General features: G+C 60.1%; 14 protein-coding genes. 6 read left to right on the top strand and 8 right to left on the bottom strand.

All coding sequences use genetic code 11. From position 1 onward, the window contains the following. Positions 1–96: 96 nt before the first annotated feature. A complete protein-coding gene (locus HWX76_RS12235) occupies positions 97–861 on the bottom strand; it encodes an SDR family NAD(P)-dependent oxidoreductase (protein ID WP_124631826.1) in 765 nt (254 codons plus the stop codon). A 246-nt stretch (positions 862–1107) separates the two neighbouring features. On the opposite strand from HWX76_RS12235, the gene HWX76_RS12240 reads away from it, so the two are divergent. From HWX76_RS12240 to HWX76_RS12255, 4 genes are all read left to right on the top strand, one after another. Continuing rightward, on the top strand, positions 1108–1902 hold the full coding sequence (locus HWX76_RS12240) for an IclR family transcriptional regulator (RefSeq protein WP_012337371.1): 795 nt from the start codon (positions 1108–1110) through the stop codon (positions 1900–1902). A 713-nt stretch (positions 1903–2615) separates the two neighbouring features. Continuing rightward, positions 2616–3812 carry an amidohydrolase family protein gene (locus tag HWX76_RS12245; RefSeq protein ID WP_012337372.1) on the top strand — a complete coding sequence of 399 codons (1197 nt, stop codon included), beginning with the start codon at positions 2616–2618 and terminating at the stop codon, positions 3810–3812. 133 nt (positions 3813–3945) lie between these two features. Further along, entirely contained in the window at positions 3946–4740 is a 795-nt protein-coding gene (locus HWX76_RS12250) for an enoyl-CoA hydratase-related protein (protein ID WP_012337373.1), read from the top strand. A gap of 37 nt (positions 4741–4777) precedes the next feature. Then, on the top strand, positions 4778–5473 hold the full coding sequence (locus HWX76_RS12255) for an SDR family NAD(P)-dependent oxidoreductase (RefSeq protein ID WP_012337374.1): 696 nt from the start codon (positions 4778–4780) through the stop codon (positions 5471–5473). 64 nt (positions 5474–5537) lie between these two features. On the opposite strand, the gene HWX76_RS12260 is transcribed toward HWX76_RS12255, so the two are convergent. After that, positions 5538–6689, bottom strand: coding sequence for an NADH:flavin oxidoreductase (locus HWX76_RS12260; protein WP_124631825.1), 1152 nt, complete (start codon positions 6687–6689; stop codon positions 5538–5540). Between the two features lie 103 nt (positions 6690–6792). On the opposite strand from HWX76_RS12260, the gene HWX76_RS12265 reads away from it, so the two are divergent. Then, positions 6793–7263 carry a PaaI family thioesterase gene (locus tag HWX76_RS12265; RefSeq protein ID WP_085966532.1) on the top strand — a complete coding sequence of 157 codons (471 nt, stop codon included), beginning with the start codon at positions 6793–6795 and terminating at the stop codon, positions 7261–7263. Between the two features lie 39 nt (positions 7264–7302). Here HWX76_RS12265 and HWX76_RS12270 read toward each other — a convergent pair whose 3' ends face one another. The 6 genes from HWX76_RS12270 to HWX76_RS12295 all read right to left on the bottom strand — a co-directional run bounded on the left by HWX76_RS12270 (position 7303) and on the right by HWX76_RS12295 (position 13809). Beyond that, entirely contained in the window at positions 7303–8001 is a 699-nt protein-coding gene (locus HWX76_RS12270; protein ID WP_226248660.1) for a TetR/AcrR family transcriptional regulator, read from the bottom strand. Positions 8002–8111: 110 nt separating this feature from the next. Continuing rightward, a complete protein-coding gene (locus HWX76_RS12275) occupies positions 8112–9476 on the bottom strand; it encodes a hypothetical protein (RefSeq protein ID WP_012337378.1) in 1365 nt (454 codons plus the stop codon). Between the two features lie 28 nt (positions 9477–9504). Further along, positions 9505–10344 (bottom strand): oxidoreductase, encoded by an 840-nt coding sequence (locus HWX76_RS12280; RefSeq protein WP_050016564.1) that lies wholly within the window; start codon positions 10342–10344, stop codon positions 9505–9507. Positions 10345–10393: 49 nt separating this feature from the next. After that, positions 10394–11779, bottom strand: a complete 1386-nt coding sequence (locus HWX76_RS12285; RefSeq protein WP_050016571.1) for a hypothetical protein — start codon at positions 11777–11779, stop codon at positions 10394–10396. Beyond that, positions 11779–13233: an acyl-CoA reductase gene (locus HWX76_RS12290; protein WP_012337381.1), complete on the bottom strand. Its 1455-nt coding sequence runs from the start codon at positions 13231–13233 to the stop codon at positions 11779–11781. Before HWX76_RS12290 ends, HWX76_RS12285 begins: the two co-directional genes overlap by 1 nt. Before the next feature lie 78 nt (positions 13234–13311). After that, positions 13312–13809 (bottom strand): MarR family transcriptional regulator, encoded by a 498-nt coding sequence (locus tag HWX76_RS12295; protein ID WP_012337382.1) that lies wholly within the window; start codon positions 13807–13809, stop codon positions 13312–13314. A gap of 413 nt (positions 13810–14222) precedes the next feature. Here HWX76_RS12295 and HWX76_RS12300 point away from each other — a divergent pair, with 413 nt between their 5' ends. Then, entirely contained in the window at positions 14223–15041 is an 819-nt protein-coding gene (locus HWX76_RS12300) for an SDR family oxidoreductase (RefSeq protein WP_012337383.1), read from the top strand. Positions 15042–15111: the final 70 nt, after the last annotated feature.

A 15111-nucleotide genomic window follows, 5' to 3' on the forward strand; every position in this document is an offset into this window, starting at 1 on the left:
GCCCAATAATGCAACCATTGGTTCAATTAAATTGTTTGTGGCTGCGCGAATGTCAACTTTCCGTTTCCGAAGTTGCACTGTGTTCAAGAACACGTACTAAAGCATTGACTGTCCGCCGTCCACACTGATAGTCTGCCCTGTGATGAAACTCGCATCGTCACTACACAGAAATGCAACTGTTCGACCAATATCGCGCTCGGGATCCCCGAAGCGGCCAAGAGCGATCTCAGAGAGATAGCGCGTGCGTTCCTGGGGATTGGCTTCGAGGTACGCTTCAGCGGCTGGCGTGAGCGCTGCCGGGCAAATGACGTTGACGGTAATGCCATATGCGCCCCATTCGCGCGCGGCAACACGTGAAAGCCCTCGAATGCCTTCCTTGGTTGCGGCGTAGGCGCCGAATCCCTTGAGCCCTTCGATGCCAGTGCGCGAGCCAAAATTGACGATGGTGCCGCGGCCCTGGGCCTTCATCCGCGGCAATACGGCCTGCATGAAATACAGCGTTCCGTACAAGCCAGACTCGAGCGTGTCGTTCCAGTCGTCGTCGTTCACCGACTCGAGCGGAACACCCGGGTTGCTGCTTTGTGCGTTGTTGACAAGCGCGTCCACGCGACCGAATCGCTCGATCGCACGTTCGACCGTGCGCGTGGCGTTGGCACGATCGCGCGTATCGCCAGGCACGACGAGCACTTTCGAACCGAGGGCACTCAATTCCTCGGCGGCCTGCGCAAGTTTGTTTTGCGTGCGGCCCGTCAACACCAGGCACGCACCCTCGGCGGCAAGCGAGCGGGCAATGCCGAGTCCGACGCCTTGCCCGCCTCCTGTCACGATGGCGACCTTGTCTGCTAGTTTTTTCGTATACATGAGGGATCCGGAAGTGGAGTCGACGCTGCTGTTCGACGCGCGTGCGTGCCGAGTGAGTGCTTGGAAACCGTCGCTCGATCTCTTCAATTTTACGAACGATGTTCAACTATATATCGTCATGAGCCAGAGGGTACCCTAGCGTATTCCCGAATTTGTGTGGCGCAAGTGCGTGCCGACTCGTGATCGTTGTAAAACTATGTGAACAATTTTCCGTATAATCCATATAGTCAATTGATGGGGAAAATCATGCTGAAAGAGACCTCGGCGCCGGCGGACCGGGATGTCAGCGGCCCGCGCTCGCTGACCCGACTCCTCGGAATGTTCGATGTACTGGCGAAGTCTCCGGACGGGATGTCGCTGGCAGAACTGAATGTCGCCCTGGAGTCACCGAAGAGCAGCCTGCTCAATCTGCTTAGACCTTTGGTCGCAGAAGGATTCTTGTTGCACGACGCGGGCCGCTATCGGCTCGGGCCGTCGATCTTCCGGTTGTCAGCGGGTGTGATGGCCGCATGGAATTTCTCGAAGATGCTGCGCCCGTTCCTGATCGATCTCTCGAAGAGCACCAATGAAACCGTGTACATCGGCGTCCTCGACGCCGAGCACAAGGAAATTACCTATGTCGACGTGATCGAGAGCGAGCAATCCGTGCGCTACTCGATGCACGTCGGCTTGCGCCGCCCGCTTTATTGCACCGCTGCCGGTCGCGTTCTCTTGGCTCACGCACCGGACGCGTTCGTTGCCGACTACATGAAGACGGTCAAATTCGAGCGTCGAACACCGCAGACGATCGTGACGAAAAAGGCGCTGCGTGACGAACTCGACCGCATTCTTGCAAGCGGTTTGTCGGTCAGCCGCGGCGAACTGCTGCCGGACTCGGCGGGTGTGTCGTCGCCGGTCTTCGGGCCGAACGGCAACGTGATCGCGGCGATGGCGATTGGCGCGCCACTCGAGCGTTTCGATCGCGAACGTCCGCACCTCGAGCAGAACATCATGAAGGTGGCGCAACGCGCGTCGGCATTGGGCCAAGCCGAAGTGGAGTGACTGGCCGGCCCGTCACATATCGAAGCATGTGCTGCAGTATGTGGCGGGTATCGCGCGGTTGAAAGGCGCGTCAATGCTGCGCCGAGTGAATCGGTTGCTACGGCGATCAAAAGGGGTGTGCTGCTTCGGCATGGAAGCGTACAGCAGCCGTGTGAGCGAACCCCAGGCGATGTAGATAGACGAATATCGAACATTCCCCTGTCGGCGGGGCACGGCGCACCGCCGTGTCCCGCGTGGAGCGAATATCGCGTGGGCGCCTACCGCGAAGAAGCATGAGAAGACGATGTAGAGCGCCCTGTTGCATTACCTGTTCTGCCGCACGTGCGCCGTTTTGACGATCTGCTTGTACGGCGGAGTGCTCGCGAAGGCGGGGCCGAATGAGCACAAGAGTGGCGTTGGCGAGGTTGCCATTGCGACAGAAGGCTCACGATCGTGAGCCCTCGGGGCGGCCGCGTTACAGCCTGCGCCCGCCCGTGCGATTGACGTATCAAGTTCATGCACGCCTTCGTGCATACTCATATGCGAACAATGTTCGTATGTATATTTTCAAAAAATATCATCCCGGCGTCGGGAGCGGCGGCAGCGACGACCGATATCAAATCGATATCGACGTTTCCCGGTTCGATATCGCAGTTTTTGGGCTGATGGGTTGAGCCGATACTTCTCTCGAGGGCGCACGTCCAGCAGCGCTCCCCACAATCAGGAGAGAGTTCATGCAAACGTATCAAGGGAAGATCTACGACGCCGACACGCACTTCTACGAAGTCGAGGATGCATACAGCCGCCACTTGCCCGAGAAGTTCAAGAAGGACTGGTCGTTCACGAGCCGTGTCACGGCGGATGGCAACCGCTGCATGTATGTCGGCGATCGCAAGGTGGAGATCAGCGAGGGCTACGTCTCGGCCGAGGGGCACGTACCGCCGCCGGGCAAGCTGCATGAATGGCTGCGCGCGATGAAGGACGGCAAGGATAACGTGGACATGCGTGTTCCGCCGACGCCGGACATGTTCAACCGCGACGCACGCGTGAAGAAGATGGACGAATTCGGCGTGGAAGCGTGCACGATGTACGTCGGCGAAATGGTCGCATGCATTTCCTACCTGAATGAGCCCGTCGCGGCCAATGCGGTGTTGCATGCGTATAACCAGTGGATGCTCGACGATTGGGGCTTCAACTACAAGGATCGAATCTACACGACGCCGGTCGTGACGCTCGACGATCTCGACGCAGCCATCGTGGAGGCCAAATGGCTGGTTGCGAACGGTGTGCGGGTGATCCTGATGCCGATGGGACCATTCAATGGCCGCTCGCCGGCGGACCCGTACTTCGACCCGTTCTGGTCGATCCTCAACGAGGCGGGCGTGCGTGTCACGTTCCACGTTTCGGAAGCGATCTACATGAAGGATCACATGGCGGTGTGGGGCGAGCCGGTGCAGCAGTCGCGCCAGCGTCAGACAGCGTTCATCTGGATGCACGGTTACAGTGAGCGACCGGTGGTCGAAACGCTGTCGTCGTTCATTTTCTACAACTTCTTCGAGCGTTTCCCGCGCGTCAAGCTGTGCAGCGCGGAAAACGGTGCCGAATGGGTGCCTTCGATGCTCGTGAAAATGGACAAGTGCCGGGGCATGGCGAAGAATGGCTATTGGCCGTGCGGTCAACTGAAGATGCGTCCGAGCCAGATCTTCAAGGAAAACGTGTTTGTGGTCGCGTATCCCGAAGACGACATTGGCAATATCATCGCCCAGACCGGCTCGTCGGATTTCCTTCTGATGGGCTCAGACTATCCGCACGCGGAAGGCGTGCCGGAGCCGAAGGATTTCGCGTCGGAAGCGTGCGCCGGGCTCAGCGAAGAAGACACGCGCAAGATCATGTACGACAACGGCCGCAAGTTCATTCCGCTGCACGTGTAATCGAAGTCGTGCGGGATGCCGGGGGGCAGATGTTGTGCCCCCGGCACTGACGCAGCGGGCAAACATTGCGGGCGGCGGAGGCGGGAGACGTATTGCCGCTCCGCTGAACCTCTCCATTGTGAACAGGGTGGTCATGAATATTTCGGACTATAAGGCGCTATTGCTCGAACGCGACGGCGGCATTCTCACCGTCACGTTCAACCGTCCCGAAACGTTGAATGCGTTTGACGAGCAGATGGACATCGAGATGTCGCGGCTCTTTCTCGATGTCGCCGAGGACGACGAGACCCGCGTCGTGGTGCTGACGGGGGCCGGGCGCGCGTTCAGCGCGGGCGGCGATATCGAGCACATGCAGCAGGTCATCGACAATCCTGCGTTGTTTCTCGAGGGCATGCAGCGCGCGAAGAAGATCGTCTTTTCGATGCTCGATTGTCCGAAGCCGGTCATCGCGAAGATCAATGGTCATGCTATTGGTCTCGGCGCGACGATCGCGTTGTTCTCGGATCTGAGCTATGCAGCTCATCACGCAAAGATCGGCGATCCGCACGTGAAAGTCGGTTTTGTGGCGGGCGATGGTGGCGCGGTGATCTGGCCGCAGCTCGTGGGCTATGCGAAGGCCAAGGAGTATCTCCTGACGGGTGACCTCCTCATCGCGGAAGAGGCGGCGCGACTCGGGCTCATCAATCATGCCGTGCCTGCCGAAGATCTCGATGCCGTTGTCGACGCCATGGCGAAGCGGCTGGCGAATGGAGCCGCGCGTGCGATTCAATGGACGAAGGCGTCGATCAACATCGGGCTCAAGCAACTCGCGCATTCCATTCTCGATGCGTCGATAGCCTACGAAGCGCTGTCGAATCTGACGGAAGACCATCAGGAAGCTGTGAATGCGTTTCGCGAGAAGCGCGAGCCGGTTTTCAAGGGTCGTTGATCTTATTGCGCCGGATACGGCGACGGAGAGAGCGAACATGCAACGAGTTGTGGTGGTAACCGGTGGCTTTGGCACATTGGGGCGGGCCGTGGGCCGAGTATTCTCTGACAACGGCTGGAAGGTGGCGCTGCTCGACAAGGTACCGGCTCCCGATGATGCAGATGCGGCGCAACTGAACGCGGCGTGGTGGCGCGGCGGCGTCGAACTGACGGACCTCGACGCGGCGCGATCGGCGATGGCGGCGGCTGTTGAGCAACTCGGCGCGCTCGATGCGATCGTCAATGTGGCCGGGGGATTTCGCTGGGAGACGCTGGCCGACGGTAGCCTCGACACGTGGGACCTGATGTACCAGATGAATGTGCGCACGGCGGCCGCGGCATCGAAAGCGGCGCTCGACTATCTTGCCGGTGGCACACGCGGCGGCCGCATCATCAATATCGGCGCCGGCTCCGCACTCAAGGCCGCCACGGGGATGGGCGCGTACACGGCATCGAAATCGGGGGTGATGCGCTTGACGGAAGCGCTAGCCGAAGAACTCAAGGATCGTTCAATTACCGTCAATGCGGTCCTGCCCGGCATTATCGATACGCCGCAGAATCGCAACGACATGCCTGGCGCGGATTTCTCGCGTTGGGTGCGGCCCGAGGAAATCGCCAGCGTTATTCTGTTCCTGGCTTCGGAGGCAGCATCGGGTGTCACCGGCACGTTGATTCCGGTCACCGGGCGGAACTAAGGAATTGCCTATCTCCAGCAGCTGATGCCTGATGCAGAGGCGTCAATTGCAAAAACGCCTTTCGTCAGGTGAGGCGTGCGAGCGAATCATTGCTGAAGCCGAGAAACGGCTCCCCCAGGCGGGCGCGGCGCGCCCAGTTCGGATCGTGCAGAAGCGATCGTCCTACGCCAACCAGATCGAATTCGTTGCGTGAGAAGCGATCCAGCAACGGTGTGAGGTCTGGCTGCGCCGATGTCTCGGCTCCAGCCATTGAATCGTAGTAACCCTTATTGATTCCGATTCCACCCACCGTCATCGAAAGCCGGCCAGTCACTTTCTTTACCCAGCCTGCGAGATTCATCTCCGAGCCCGTGAATTCCGCTCGATTGAAATAACGAGTGCTCGCCTCGAAAATGTCGACGCCGGCATCCGCGATCGGTGCGAGGATCTGTTCGAGCTCGTGCGGATCGTTGGCGAGGCGCGCGCGGAAATCCTGCTGTTTCCACTGCGAAAAGCGGAAGGTAATCGGCATCGCATCGCCGATCGCTTCGCGTATCGCACGCACGACTTCGACGGCAAAACGGCTGCGTGCCGCGAGATCCTTGCCCCAGTTGTCCGTGCGTTGATTGGTCTCGGCCCACAGGAACGCATCGATCAGATAGCCGTGACCACCGTGAATGGCAATGCCATCAAATCCTGCGGCCCGCGCAAGATGTGCGCTTCGACCGTATGCAGCGATGACGTCCGCGATCTCGGTGTCTGTCATTGGCCGCGTTGGCGCCGTGACGCGCTCGATGTAGCCCGCGTTGAGCGAGGTCGTGCACCCTGACGGCCCCCATAGGCCCGATGGGCGCAGCGGAGCGGCGGCCGGAAAGGGGCCCGTATTCGCCTCTTTCATTGGCCCCATATGCCACAGCTGCGGAAAGATGACGCCGCCACTGGCATGAACTTCGTCAGTCACGCGCCGCCACGCGGCCACCGATTCTTCTCCGGCGAGCACGGGAATTGAATCCTCGCCGAGCCCGGCTTCGCCGAGCGCTGCCGGATGATCGACACCGACACCTTCCGTGATGATGAGGCCTGTTTCGCCTTGGGCGCGCCGTTTGTAGTAGGCCGCGACGTCATTGCCGGGTAGTCCTTCGGGGGAAAAACCGCGCGTCATGGGTGACATGACGATTCGATTGGCGAGCGTGACGTCTCGAACAACGAGAGGCGTGAAGAGCGATCCAGTGTCCATGTATATTCATATATGTGACTTGTGTGCGTATAATGATACGCCATGTCTTGCTGATGAAAAAGGAAATATCGGCACCTGGCTAGTTGCGGCGCTTAAGAGGAGGATGGCATTGGAACAAGTACACGAAGTGGCGGTGGATGCGCCTGCGGAAAGCGGGGAAAAACCCATTCCGGCGGGTTTTTCATTGATGCCGGAGTTCGGCCCCTTTCATCGGATGTTCGGTCCCACGTACTTTCGCAAGAGCGAGCGCGGGCACGTCATCGGCATGTACGTGCGTGAAGCGCACAGAAACCTCGGCCAGATGATGCACGGCGGCGCCGTCTGCATGCTGGCGGATACGGCTATTACGTGGGCAAGCAAGTATTCGCGTCAACCGGCGGTGAAGGTGTTGACGACGGGCTTGACGGTCAATTTCATGGGCAACGCGGAGCCGGGTGACTGGGTGGAGGCCCATGTCGATGTTCTGCGTTCCGGGAAGCGCGTGATTTTTTCGGATTGCCGGATCTGGGCCAATGCGAGGTGCATCGCCCAGGCATCCGGGCAGTTTCAGGTGATGGGAGAAATTGCCGGCTAGTATGTCGGGAACGCACGTGGGGCGCACCGGCCGCAAACACTACGTCATTGACTTGACACGGGCTTTGTCCAGCGACGCCCGATACTTCCACGCAATCAGCAGGATCCGATGAACTCGCTCGGCCCGACGCTTGCGTTCCGAGCGCGTGGTTTGGATCGCGAGCAGCACTTCAGTTGTGCCGGCGACGAGCGTAAGGAGATCGTGCGCTGCGTTCGCGGGATCGTCGATATCGATCACGCCATTCGCGGCCGCGGTTTTGAGGGCGCTCGTGAGTGGCTCCAGCATCGTCATCACAAACTGCAGGAACTGCCTTGCGACGTCTGGAAAACGTATCGACTCGCCAATGACCATGCGTGAAGTGTGCGTGCTGTCCGGTGTTGCCATGTGTTCGACCAGTGCATCGATAAGGGATGCCAGATTGGTCGAAAAATCGCGGCCGGGTTCCAGGTGCTGGGCGATCTTGCCGCTCAAGTCGGCCATCCCGCGCCAGACGATGGCGCGAAAAAGCTCTTCCTTCGTGCCGAACTGGCGGTAAACGGTCGTTTTGCTGACGCCGGCAAGCGATGCGATTTCTTCGACCCGCGCGGCGCCGAACCCTTCTCTCATGAAGACCGATTTCGCGGCGTCGAGCAGCCGCTCACGCAACTTGAGTGCGTCTTCGTGGCTGGGCCGCCCGGCCGCTCGAGGTTTGCCCGCTGCAGCGAGCCGCGAGGCTCCGGCGGGAGCCTGAACTGCCATGGGTTTGGACATCGTTGAGCATTGGATGACGAAGTAGGCACCAGTATACTCATGCGCCCCAATGGGCGCCAATGATGCCATGCTCTGCGGCTCGGTGCCCGAGGCAGGGATCAAACGCTGATCATTCCACGGACGTACGACTCCATCGTGCCGGCGCACGAGAGTTTGTCTTCGCCTTCTTCAAGGTCGGCATAGCGGCCAACCTGTTTGATGAGCGGTCCCTGGAGGCCGTCGGTAGTGCCGGATGGCGAGAAGTCCACCGTGACTTTGTCGCCGGTGATGAAGCCGCCCCAGTATCCGTCGGCAAGCAGGTCGAAAAATGCGAAGCGGCCTTCCACAACACCGCGGCCGTCCGACGGGTTCAGTAGTTGCTCCCCCGTCTTGTCGAGCACGAATGGAACGATCCACGGGCAGATTGCGTAGCCCTGCGCCACCTCCGACCAGGGGCCGGCCCCGATCATTTCAGACATGCCGTAGCTGTTCTGAATGTTCTCCGGGCGAATGCCGTAGAAACGCATGATCTGTTCGCGATAGTCTGCGGGCGCGGACGTGCCCTTCAAACCGCCACCGGTCGTGATCACCGTGTCAGGGTGGCAGATTCCATCATCGATGCCACGTTGACGCGCGCGCTCCGCGAGTGTCCAGTGCAGTGACCAGTTGCCTTGCACGAGAACGGGGATGTCGCGCCGTGCAGCAAGCTTGTCGAGAAAGCCGTCGATCATGGCGCCGGTATGGCGCTGCCGTGCCGCTGCATGTTCCTGCAGAGCGGCAACTTCGCTGGGTTTCGCGGAACCGTCGGCGATTGCGCGGCGCATGCGGCCCATCGCGATCGTTGCGGAAGCAAGCACCGGCTCGTCGAACATCAGCGTGCTTTCGGCGCCGAGTCGCTTCGCGGCGCGAAGCACAGGTTCGATATGGCGATGCGCACCCGCAGGCGGCATCATCAGGAATACAGGGCGCTTGCCGAAATCACGGTGGAGCAGCGCGTTACCGTGAATACCGAGCTTCACACACGATTCGGTGACGCTGTCGAGATCGGTACGCGTCTGGTTGATGAAGCTGCATTTCCCTGATGTGCCGCTGGAGCTGAACACGTAGTGGCCCGCGTCGCGCAACTTCCCCATCCAGGCATCGACATCTTCCACGCCCGTCATATCGATATCGCTTACGGGGTTGCTTGAGAGGGTCTGTAGCCAGGTTGCCAGATGCTTCCAGCGGCCATTGTCGATGAATTGTTCCGGGTAACTCTTGTAGATTTGATGCGCGAACAGAAGAGGGATCATGTCCGCGTGGCGGTTGATGGTTTCAACGCCCATATCGTCCGCCCGGCGGCGCAGCAGCCTGATCTGGGTGCTGCGCTCGGCGAAGCGCTCCTTCATGGCAGCGAGTTGAAGATCGCGAAGATCCCGGGGGTGAGCGCGGAATGGATCGGCGTCACCGCGAAGCATTGCATAGAATGGGTCAAGTGCGGACATGTCGGCCCTCGGACTGGAAGTTGCGCTGTTAACGATCGAAGTCGGTGGAACTCGATACTTCGAGCCACGCTTCCAGATTGTCCTGTACGGACGCGAGTTTCTTTTGGACGGCGTCGACGGCATCCGGACCGAGCGGCAACCGCAGCGGCGGGTTTTCTGACGTCACCGCACGCACGACGGCTGCGGCTGCCTTCGCTGGATCCCCTGCCTGCGTGCCGTGGTAGCCACGCATCATCTGGCGCATCTTGCCCACGGTTTCCGCGTAGGCAGGGGATTCGATCTCGCTCCACTTCAGTGAGCCGCCCGAAAAATTCGTGCGAAAACCGCCGGGTTCGACGATGGTCACGTGAATGCCAAACGGCTTCAATTCTCGCGAGAGCGATTCGGACAGGCCTTCTATTGCATGCTTCGACGCGCAATAGAAGCTGCAACCCGTGATGCCGATTACACCGGCCAGCGACGAGAAGTTCACGATGTGCCCGCGCTTTCGCTCACGAAAATGGGGCAGAACGGCGCGGATCACATTGGCCGTGCCGAACACGTTGGTATCGAATAGCTGCCGAGCTTCGGTATCGGAGATTTCTTCGAATGCACCGAACAGTCCGTAGCCTGCATTGTTCACGAGAACGTCGATCGTGCCTGCGCGACTAATGGCCTGCTCGACGGCGCCAGGCAACGACGTGGTGTCGGTGACATCGAGCAGTACGCCATAGGCTCGCCCTGGCGCGAGATTTTCGAACGGCGTGAGCTGCGCGGTGTTGCGCACGGTGCCGACCACCTTGTCGCCGCGTGCGAGGGCCGCTTCCGCAAGGGACCGCCCAAAGCCGGACGAAACGCCCGTGATGAACCAAACGGCTGGATTTGTCATTTTCTCACTCATGAGTGGGTAGGATTACATAGGATTGTGGAGAATTATCTTATTTGGCCGTACGCGCCTCGGTCATGTCCGCCATCTCTCCGCGGACATAGGCGTCGATCGTGCCAGCGCAGGACAGCTTGTCGTCACCGTCGGCAAGGTCCTTGTAGCGCACCACGTTATGGATGATGGGCGTCTGCACCCCATCGATGCCGTGACCGAACTCCACGGTGACCTTGTCCCCGCTGATGACGCCACCCCATCGGCCGTCTGCAAGCAGGTCGATTATCGCGAGCCTGCCTTCGACGATGCCTGTTCCGTCGCGCGGATTCAGAAGCCGCTCGCCGGTCGCGTCGAGTACGAGCGGGACGAGCCACGGCGGCACCGTCCACGCCTTCGCTTCATGGAACCACGGGCAGAACCCCGATACTTCGCCCATGCCGTAGCCGTCGTTGAAATTGGTCGGGTTGAAATTGAAGAAGCGTTCACACTGCTGCTGGAAATCTTCGGGCAAATTCGCCCCCTTTTTGCCACCGCCGATGCTGATGATCGTGTCGGGATGAAAAGCGCCGTCGGGAATGCCGCGTTCGCGCGCCGTGGCAACGATCTGGTAGAGCATGCCCATCATGCCCATGATGAACATCGGTTCGCGGCGCCGCTCGAGCAATTCGTCGATGAAGCGCCGGAAGTCGGCTTGCACGCGCTCGGTGCGCTCACGATTCTCGCTCTGGAAGGCTGCGATCTCGCTGGGGAGCGCGGTGCCGTCGGCGATTGCCCGCCGCACGCGCGCCATGCGCGTGGTTTGGGCAGCGCTTTGCGGCACGTCGGACATGTAGTGAATATCGCCAGGCAGGGCAATGGACTCGGCGAACTTCGCCATGCGCTCGGTGCCGGTGTAGGAGCCGGAAGAGGGCGTCAAGAGATAAGCAGGATAGCGACGTGACCGATCACGCATGCCGCTCGCAGCCCAACGAATGCCCTGGTCGAGCAGGCGCCAACCGAGTTCACGGTCTGTTTCACTCTGGTAGATGAACGACTGCTTGCCAGAGGTGCCGCTCGAACTCATCACGTAGTGTCCGTTGCGACGCAGCTCGTTGATCCAGTCGTCGAGATTATCGACCTTGCCGTAGTCGAGCCCGTCGATCCTGTTCGTCGTAAGGGTTTGAAGCCATGCCGTGAGATGACGCCATTTGCCGCTTTCGATGAAGGAATCGGGATAGCTCTTATAAACGGCGTCGGCGAAAAGCAGCGGAACTGCATCGTCCAGCGCTCCCAGTTCGGTTACGCCGGCCTCGCGAGCTCGCTTGTCGAGAATGCGAATTTGTTGACGCCGCTGTGCGAAGCGTTCCCGGACTGCCTGCAGTTGAACGGCGTGGAGTTCATCATGAAAATTTCTGAAGGGATCCTGAATATCGATGAGTTTTACAAGGGATGAAAGAGCCTGCATTATCGTACCTCATGCTGGTTCGGACCCGATTCCTCGGAAACCCATTTCATGAATCGATGGATGGGGAACATGCCGTCATGAGGGTAGCCGCCAACGCCGTCCGAAATCGACTCGCCCAATGCGACCATGCGTTGTACGCCCGCGCATGCCAGGGCATCGCGCACCTCGATTACCCGATGCGGCGGATAAATCCCGACAGTCTGCGTTGCGACAGTCGCGTAACGTGCCCCGTCGCGCAGACTGCCCACCGGAATGACGTTGACGGTCTTGCAGATCGGATGGAAGTCGACCATTTCGTCCGAGCGAATGACGAGACCTTTACCCTCGTAGCCACCGAAAACGCGATAAATCGGCTCCATCTCGCGCAATACGTCCACTGATTCGCGAATTTCGCTCGGCACGAGCGGTCCCTGTCCGTCGCCGTATCGGTAATCCTCGCCGAGTGCGAGCGCGAGTTGCTCGCAATAGCGGTCGGCGTCGTCTTCGTCGCCTTCGATGTACTGGTAGCGGCTCGCGTTGCATGCGTCCTGGTTGAACGACAATACGTCCGCGGCGCCGGCTCGTGCGACTTCACGCAGCACCTCGTCGGAGCTGAACGCCTCGCGGCCGATCAGCGATATGGACACCTTGGGGTCGAACGAAATCAGCTCAAGCCCCGGCCCGGCGTAGCGCATGACATGACGTACCGCACTGTCACCGCCCCAGACGACGATTTTGTCGAAGTATTGCGGGCGATAAAGGATGGACTCCACGCTTTCGTCGCCCCCCCGCCAGTAGGCTGCCGAGAACGACTGCGTGACGGGATGTTGAGGGTCGATTTCGGCCATCGTCCGGAGAATCGCCGTCGCCGTAAACAGGTCGTTCGACGGCAGCTTGAGCAGGTGCACGCCCTTCGTCAGCGCCGCTCTCATGACCGTCATGGCCGCTACCATGGGCGAGTTGCCTGCCAGAATATGAACGAGTCTCGGCGGGAAAGCGCGCAGACGGCTTGGACGACCGCGCAGCGTACGTTCTACCCAGCCGTCGACGAGCCTCGCGTCGCCAAGGCTCACGCGCAACTCGTCCTCGATTACGTGGCGCAAAAACAGGTTCGGAATGTCCCGATAGCAGTTTTCAAGGATCCGGCGTCCAAGGGGACTCACCTGAATCATCGATTCAAGTGCCGCCTGCATCAGCGGATTGACGTCCAGATGCAGACGAGGGCCGAGTTCGACGAGGAAATCCACGATTTTCTCAACCGGTAAATCATACGCAGGTCCCGATGCGGCACGCGGCCAGACGAGGTCATCCAGTTCGATCGAGGGCGTGCAGAAGCCCTGCCCGAGATCTCGCGATACGTGGCGGATCGCGCTTCCTGTAACCGTGCGGCCGCGGTACACGTGAGGAACGCACAGCGGCGCGCTCTCAGGCGCCGGCGTTCCGCTTTGCGTTCCGATTGATTCGGTCTGCTCCATGAAGTGCTCCATTTTCAATTGAGGTAAGCGTTGAGCTCCGGCTGATCCGCTGCTCAAATCGGGCATGGCCGTCGCTGCTCAGCTCAGGTTGACGACCATTCGGTCGAGAAGGCGTTTGACCGTTGCGACTTCGTCCACTGAGAAGCCGAGAAGCTGCCGGTTGCTCGTTTCAACGATGTGCGGCAGTGTTTCGCGCAGCAGTTGCCGCCCACTTGCCTTCAAGACAAGTTCGATGCTGCGTCTGTCGGAAATGCTTCGGATTCGCTCGATCAATCCCCGCCGCTCGAGAGAATCCAGCTTGCGCGTCATCGCGCCGCTGTCCGCGAGAAGGATGCGGCAGAGCGCGGTCGGCGTGCGCGCGCGCTCGTCATAGAGCGCTTTCAGAATGCCCCACTGAAGAGCGGAAAGCCCGCTGGCCGAGAGCTTTCGGTCGATTTCGCTGCCGAGCAGCAGGTGAACCAGATTCATCTTGAAGGCCACGCTTTCTTCCGTTCGGTAGTCCTCCGGGGTCAGCGCTCGTGCTGGTTCGGTGCCGGCGATGCCATCAATCAGGCTGGGTGCGTCAGCGAGGTTCATCAGTTGCCTGCCAAAAAAGTATCTGAGAATGAAGGCAACTATATGCACGTCATTCAATATATGCAACGACCGATGAGGTGTGGTTTTCCCGATGTCGCGGCCGAGCGCCCCCTTGTGCGACGAATCGTACGGCCCTTCAAATCTCGATTGCGAGGGCAATCCCGTTTGCACCCGCTGTGATGAACGACATGGCGTTACCGGTGACGATCGAGGGGGGGCTGCGACCCAGGTCTACGCGGCGCGCTTCGATCCGCCGGTATCGAGTCACGGCACGGCCGGGCCGGAACAGACGCAGGCCGTTAATGCAACTACGTGTTGCATTGGTGATCCCAAGAGACTAAGCTCCATCGACACGGTCGCCTCAGTGCGCGCGAGCGCATTGCGGTGGCGAGCGACTACATCACCGACTACACATGCCTTCTCCGAAAGTTTTCTATCAGCGTTTGCGCGGCAAGATCGCGATCGTCACCGGCGCCGGTTCGCTCGGCCAGGGCTACGGCACGGGCAAAGCCATTGCGTGCCTGTTTGCGGCGGAGGGTGCTTCGGTTTGCCTCGTCGATCAGCAGCACCAAAGGGCGGTCGAAACGCTCGAATTGATCGCTGAATCCGGCGGGCAGGGTTTCGTCTGTACAGGCGACATCACGGATGTGGACGTGTGCGCGCGTATCGTCGACGAGACGGTCGACCGATATGGCGGGCTGGACATACTCGTGAACAACGTAGGAATTTCGGGCGCGCCGGGGCGGTTGCAGGATCTCGACGAGGCGTCCTGGGACCGCGTGATGGACGTGAACCTGAAGAGCGCGTTTCTGATGAGCCGGGGCGCTGTGCCGCACATCGTGGCGCGCGGTGGCGGGGCGATCGTCAATATCAGTTCGGTAGCCGGGATACGCAGTCACGGGTCAGCCGCGTACGGCTCGTCGAAGGCGGGTATGGTTGCGTTTACGCGAGAGTTGGCGGTGATGTATGGTCGCGATCGTGTGCGCGCTAACGCCATCGCGCCGGGGCATATCTTTACACCGATGGTGCACAGCATGCTCGACGAAGCGGCGCGCGAGCGCCGCCGCAAAATTGCACCGCTTCCACTGGAAGGGGATGCGTGGGATGTTGCGTCTGCCGCGCTCTTTCTCGCGAGCGATGAATCGCGGTTCATCACCGGCACATGCTTGCCGGTGGACGGTGGCGTAACGGAGGTGGCGGCCCTCGCCGCATACGACCTCGTTGGACAATAGCGTACGCCGTTCTGCTTCGTTGCTTTCGGGGCGGTTTTTCCTGGCCTCGCGGACACTTACGAGAAATCGC

The organism is Burkholderia sp. BCC0398, from assembly GCF_902833245.1.
GTDB lineage: Bacteria > Pseudomonadota > Gammaproteobacteria > Burkholderiales > Burkholderiaceae > Burkholderia > Burkholderia sola.

What these genes read in the sequence shown, in the direction of transcription:
- HWX76_RS12255 (WP_012337374.1), top strand. Translation starts at nt 4,778, where the DNA reads ATGCAACGAGTTGTGGTGGTAACCGGTGGCTTTGGCACATTGGGGCGG.
- HWX76_RS12280 (WP_050016564.1), bottom strand. Translation starts at nt 10,344, where the DNA reads ATGACAAATCCAGCCGTTTGGTTCATCACGGGCGTTTCGTCCGGCTTT.
- HWX76_RS12300 (WP_012337383.1), top strand. Translation starts at nt 14,223, where the DNA reads ATGCCTTCTCCGAAAGTTTTCTATCAGCGTTTGCGCGGCAAGATCGCG.
- HWX76_RS12295 (WP_012337382.1), bottom strand. Translation starts at nt 13,809, where the DNA reads ATGAACCTCGCTGACGCACCCAGCCTGATTGATGGCATCGCCGGCACC.
- HWX76_RS12245 (WP_012337372.1), top strand. Translation starts at nt 2,616, where the DNA reads ATGCAAACGTATCAAGGGAAGATCTACGACGCCGACACGCACTTCTAC.
- HWX76_RS12235 (WP_124631826.1), bottom strand. Translation starts at nt 861, where the DNA reads ATGTATACGAAAAAACTAGCAGACAAGGTCGCCATCGTGACAGGAGGC.
- HWX76_RS12265 (WP_085966532.1), top strand. Translation starts at nt 6,793, where the DNA reads ATGGCATTGGAACAAGTACACGAAGTGGCGGTGGATGCGCCTGCGGAA.
- HWX76_RS12290 (WP_012337381.1), bottom strand. Translation starts at nt 13,233, where the DNA reads ATGGAGCAGACCGAATCAATCGGAACGCAAAGCGGAACGCCGGCGCCT.
- HWX76_RS12270 (WP_226248660.1), bottom strand. Translation starts at nt 8,001, where the DNA reads ATGGCAGTTCAGGCTCCCGCCGGAGCCTCGCGGCTCGCTGCAGCGGGC.
- HWX76_RS12240 (WP_012337371.1), top strand. Translation starts at nt 1,108, where the DNA reads ATGCTGAAAGAGACCTCGGCGCCGGCGGACCGGGATGTCAGCGGCCCG.
- HWX76_RS12260 (WP_124631825.1), bottom strand. Translation starts at nt 6,689, where the DNA reads ATGGACACTGGATCGCTCTTCACGCCTCTCGTTGTTCGAGACGTCACG.
- HWX76_RS12275 (WP_012337378.1), bottom strand. Translation starts at nt 9,476, where the DNA reads ATGTCCGCACTTGACCCATTCTATGCAATGCTTCGCGGTGACGCCGAT.
- HWX76_RS12250 (WP_012337373.1), top strand. Translation starts at nt 3,946, where the DNA reads ATGAATATTTCGGACTATAAGGCGCTATTGCTCGAACGCGACGGCGGC.
- HWX76_RS12285 (WP_050016571.1), bottom strand. Translation starts at nt 11,779, where the DNA reads ATGCAGGCTCTTTCATCCCTTGTAAAACTCATCGATATTCAGGATCCC.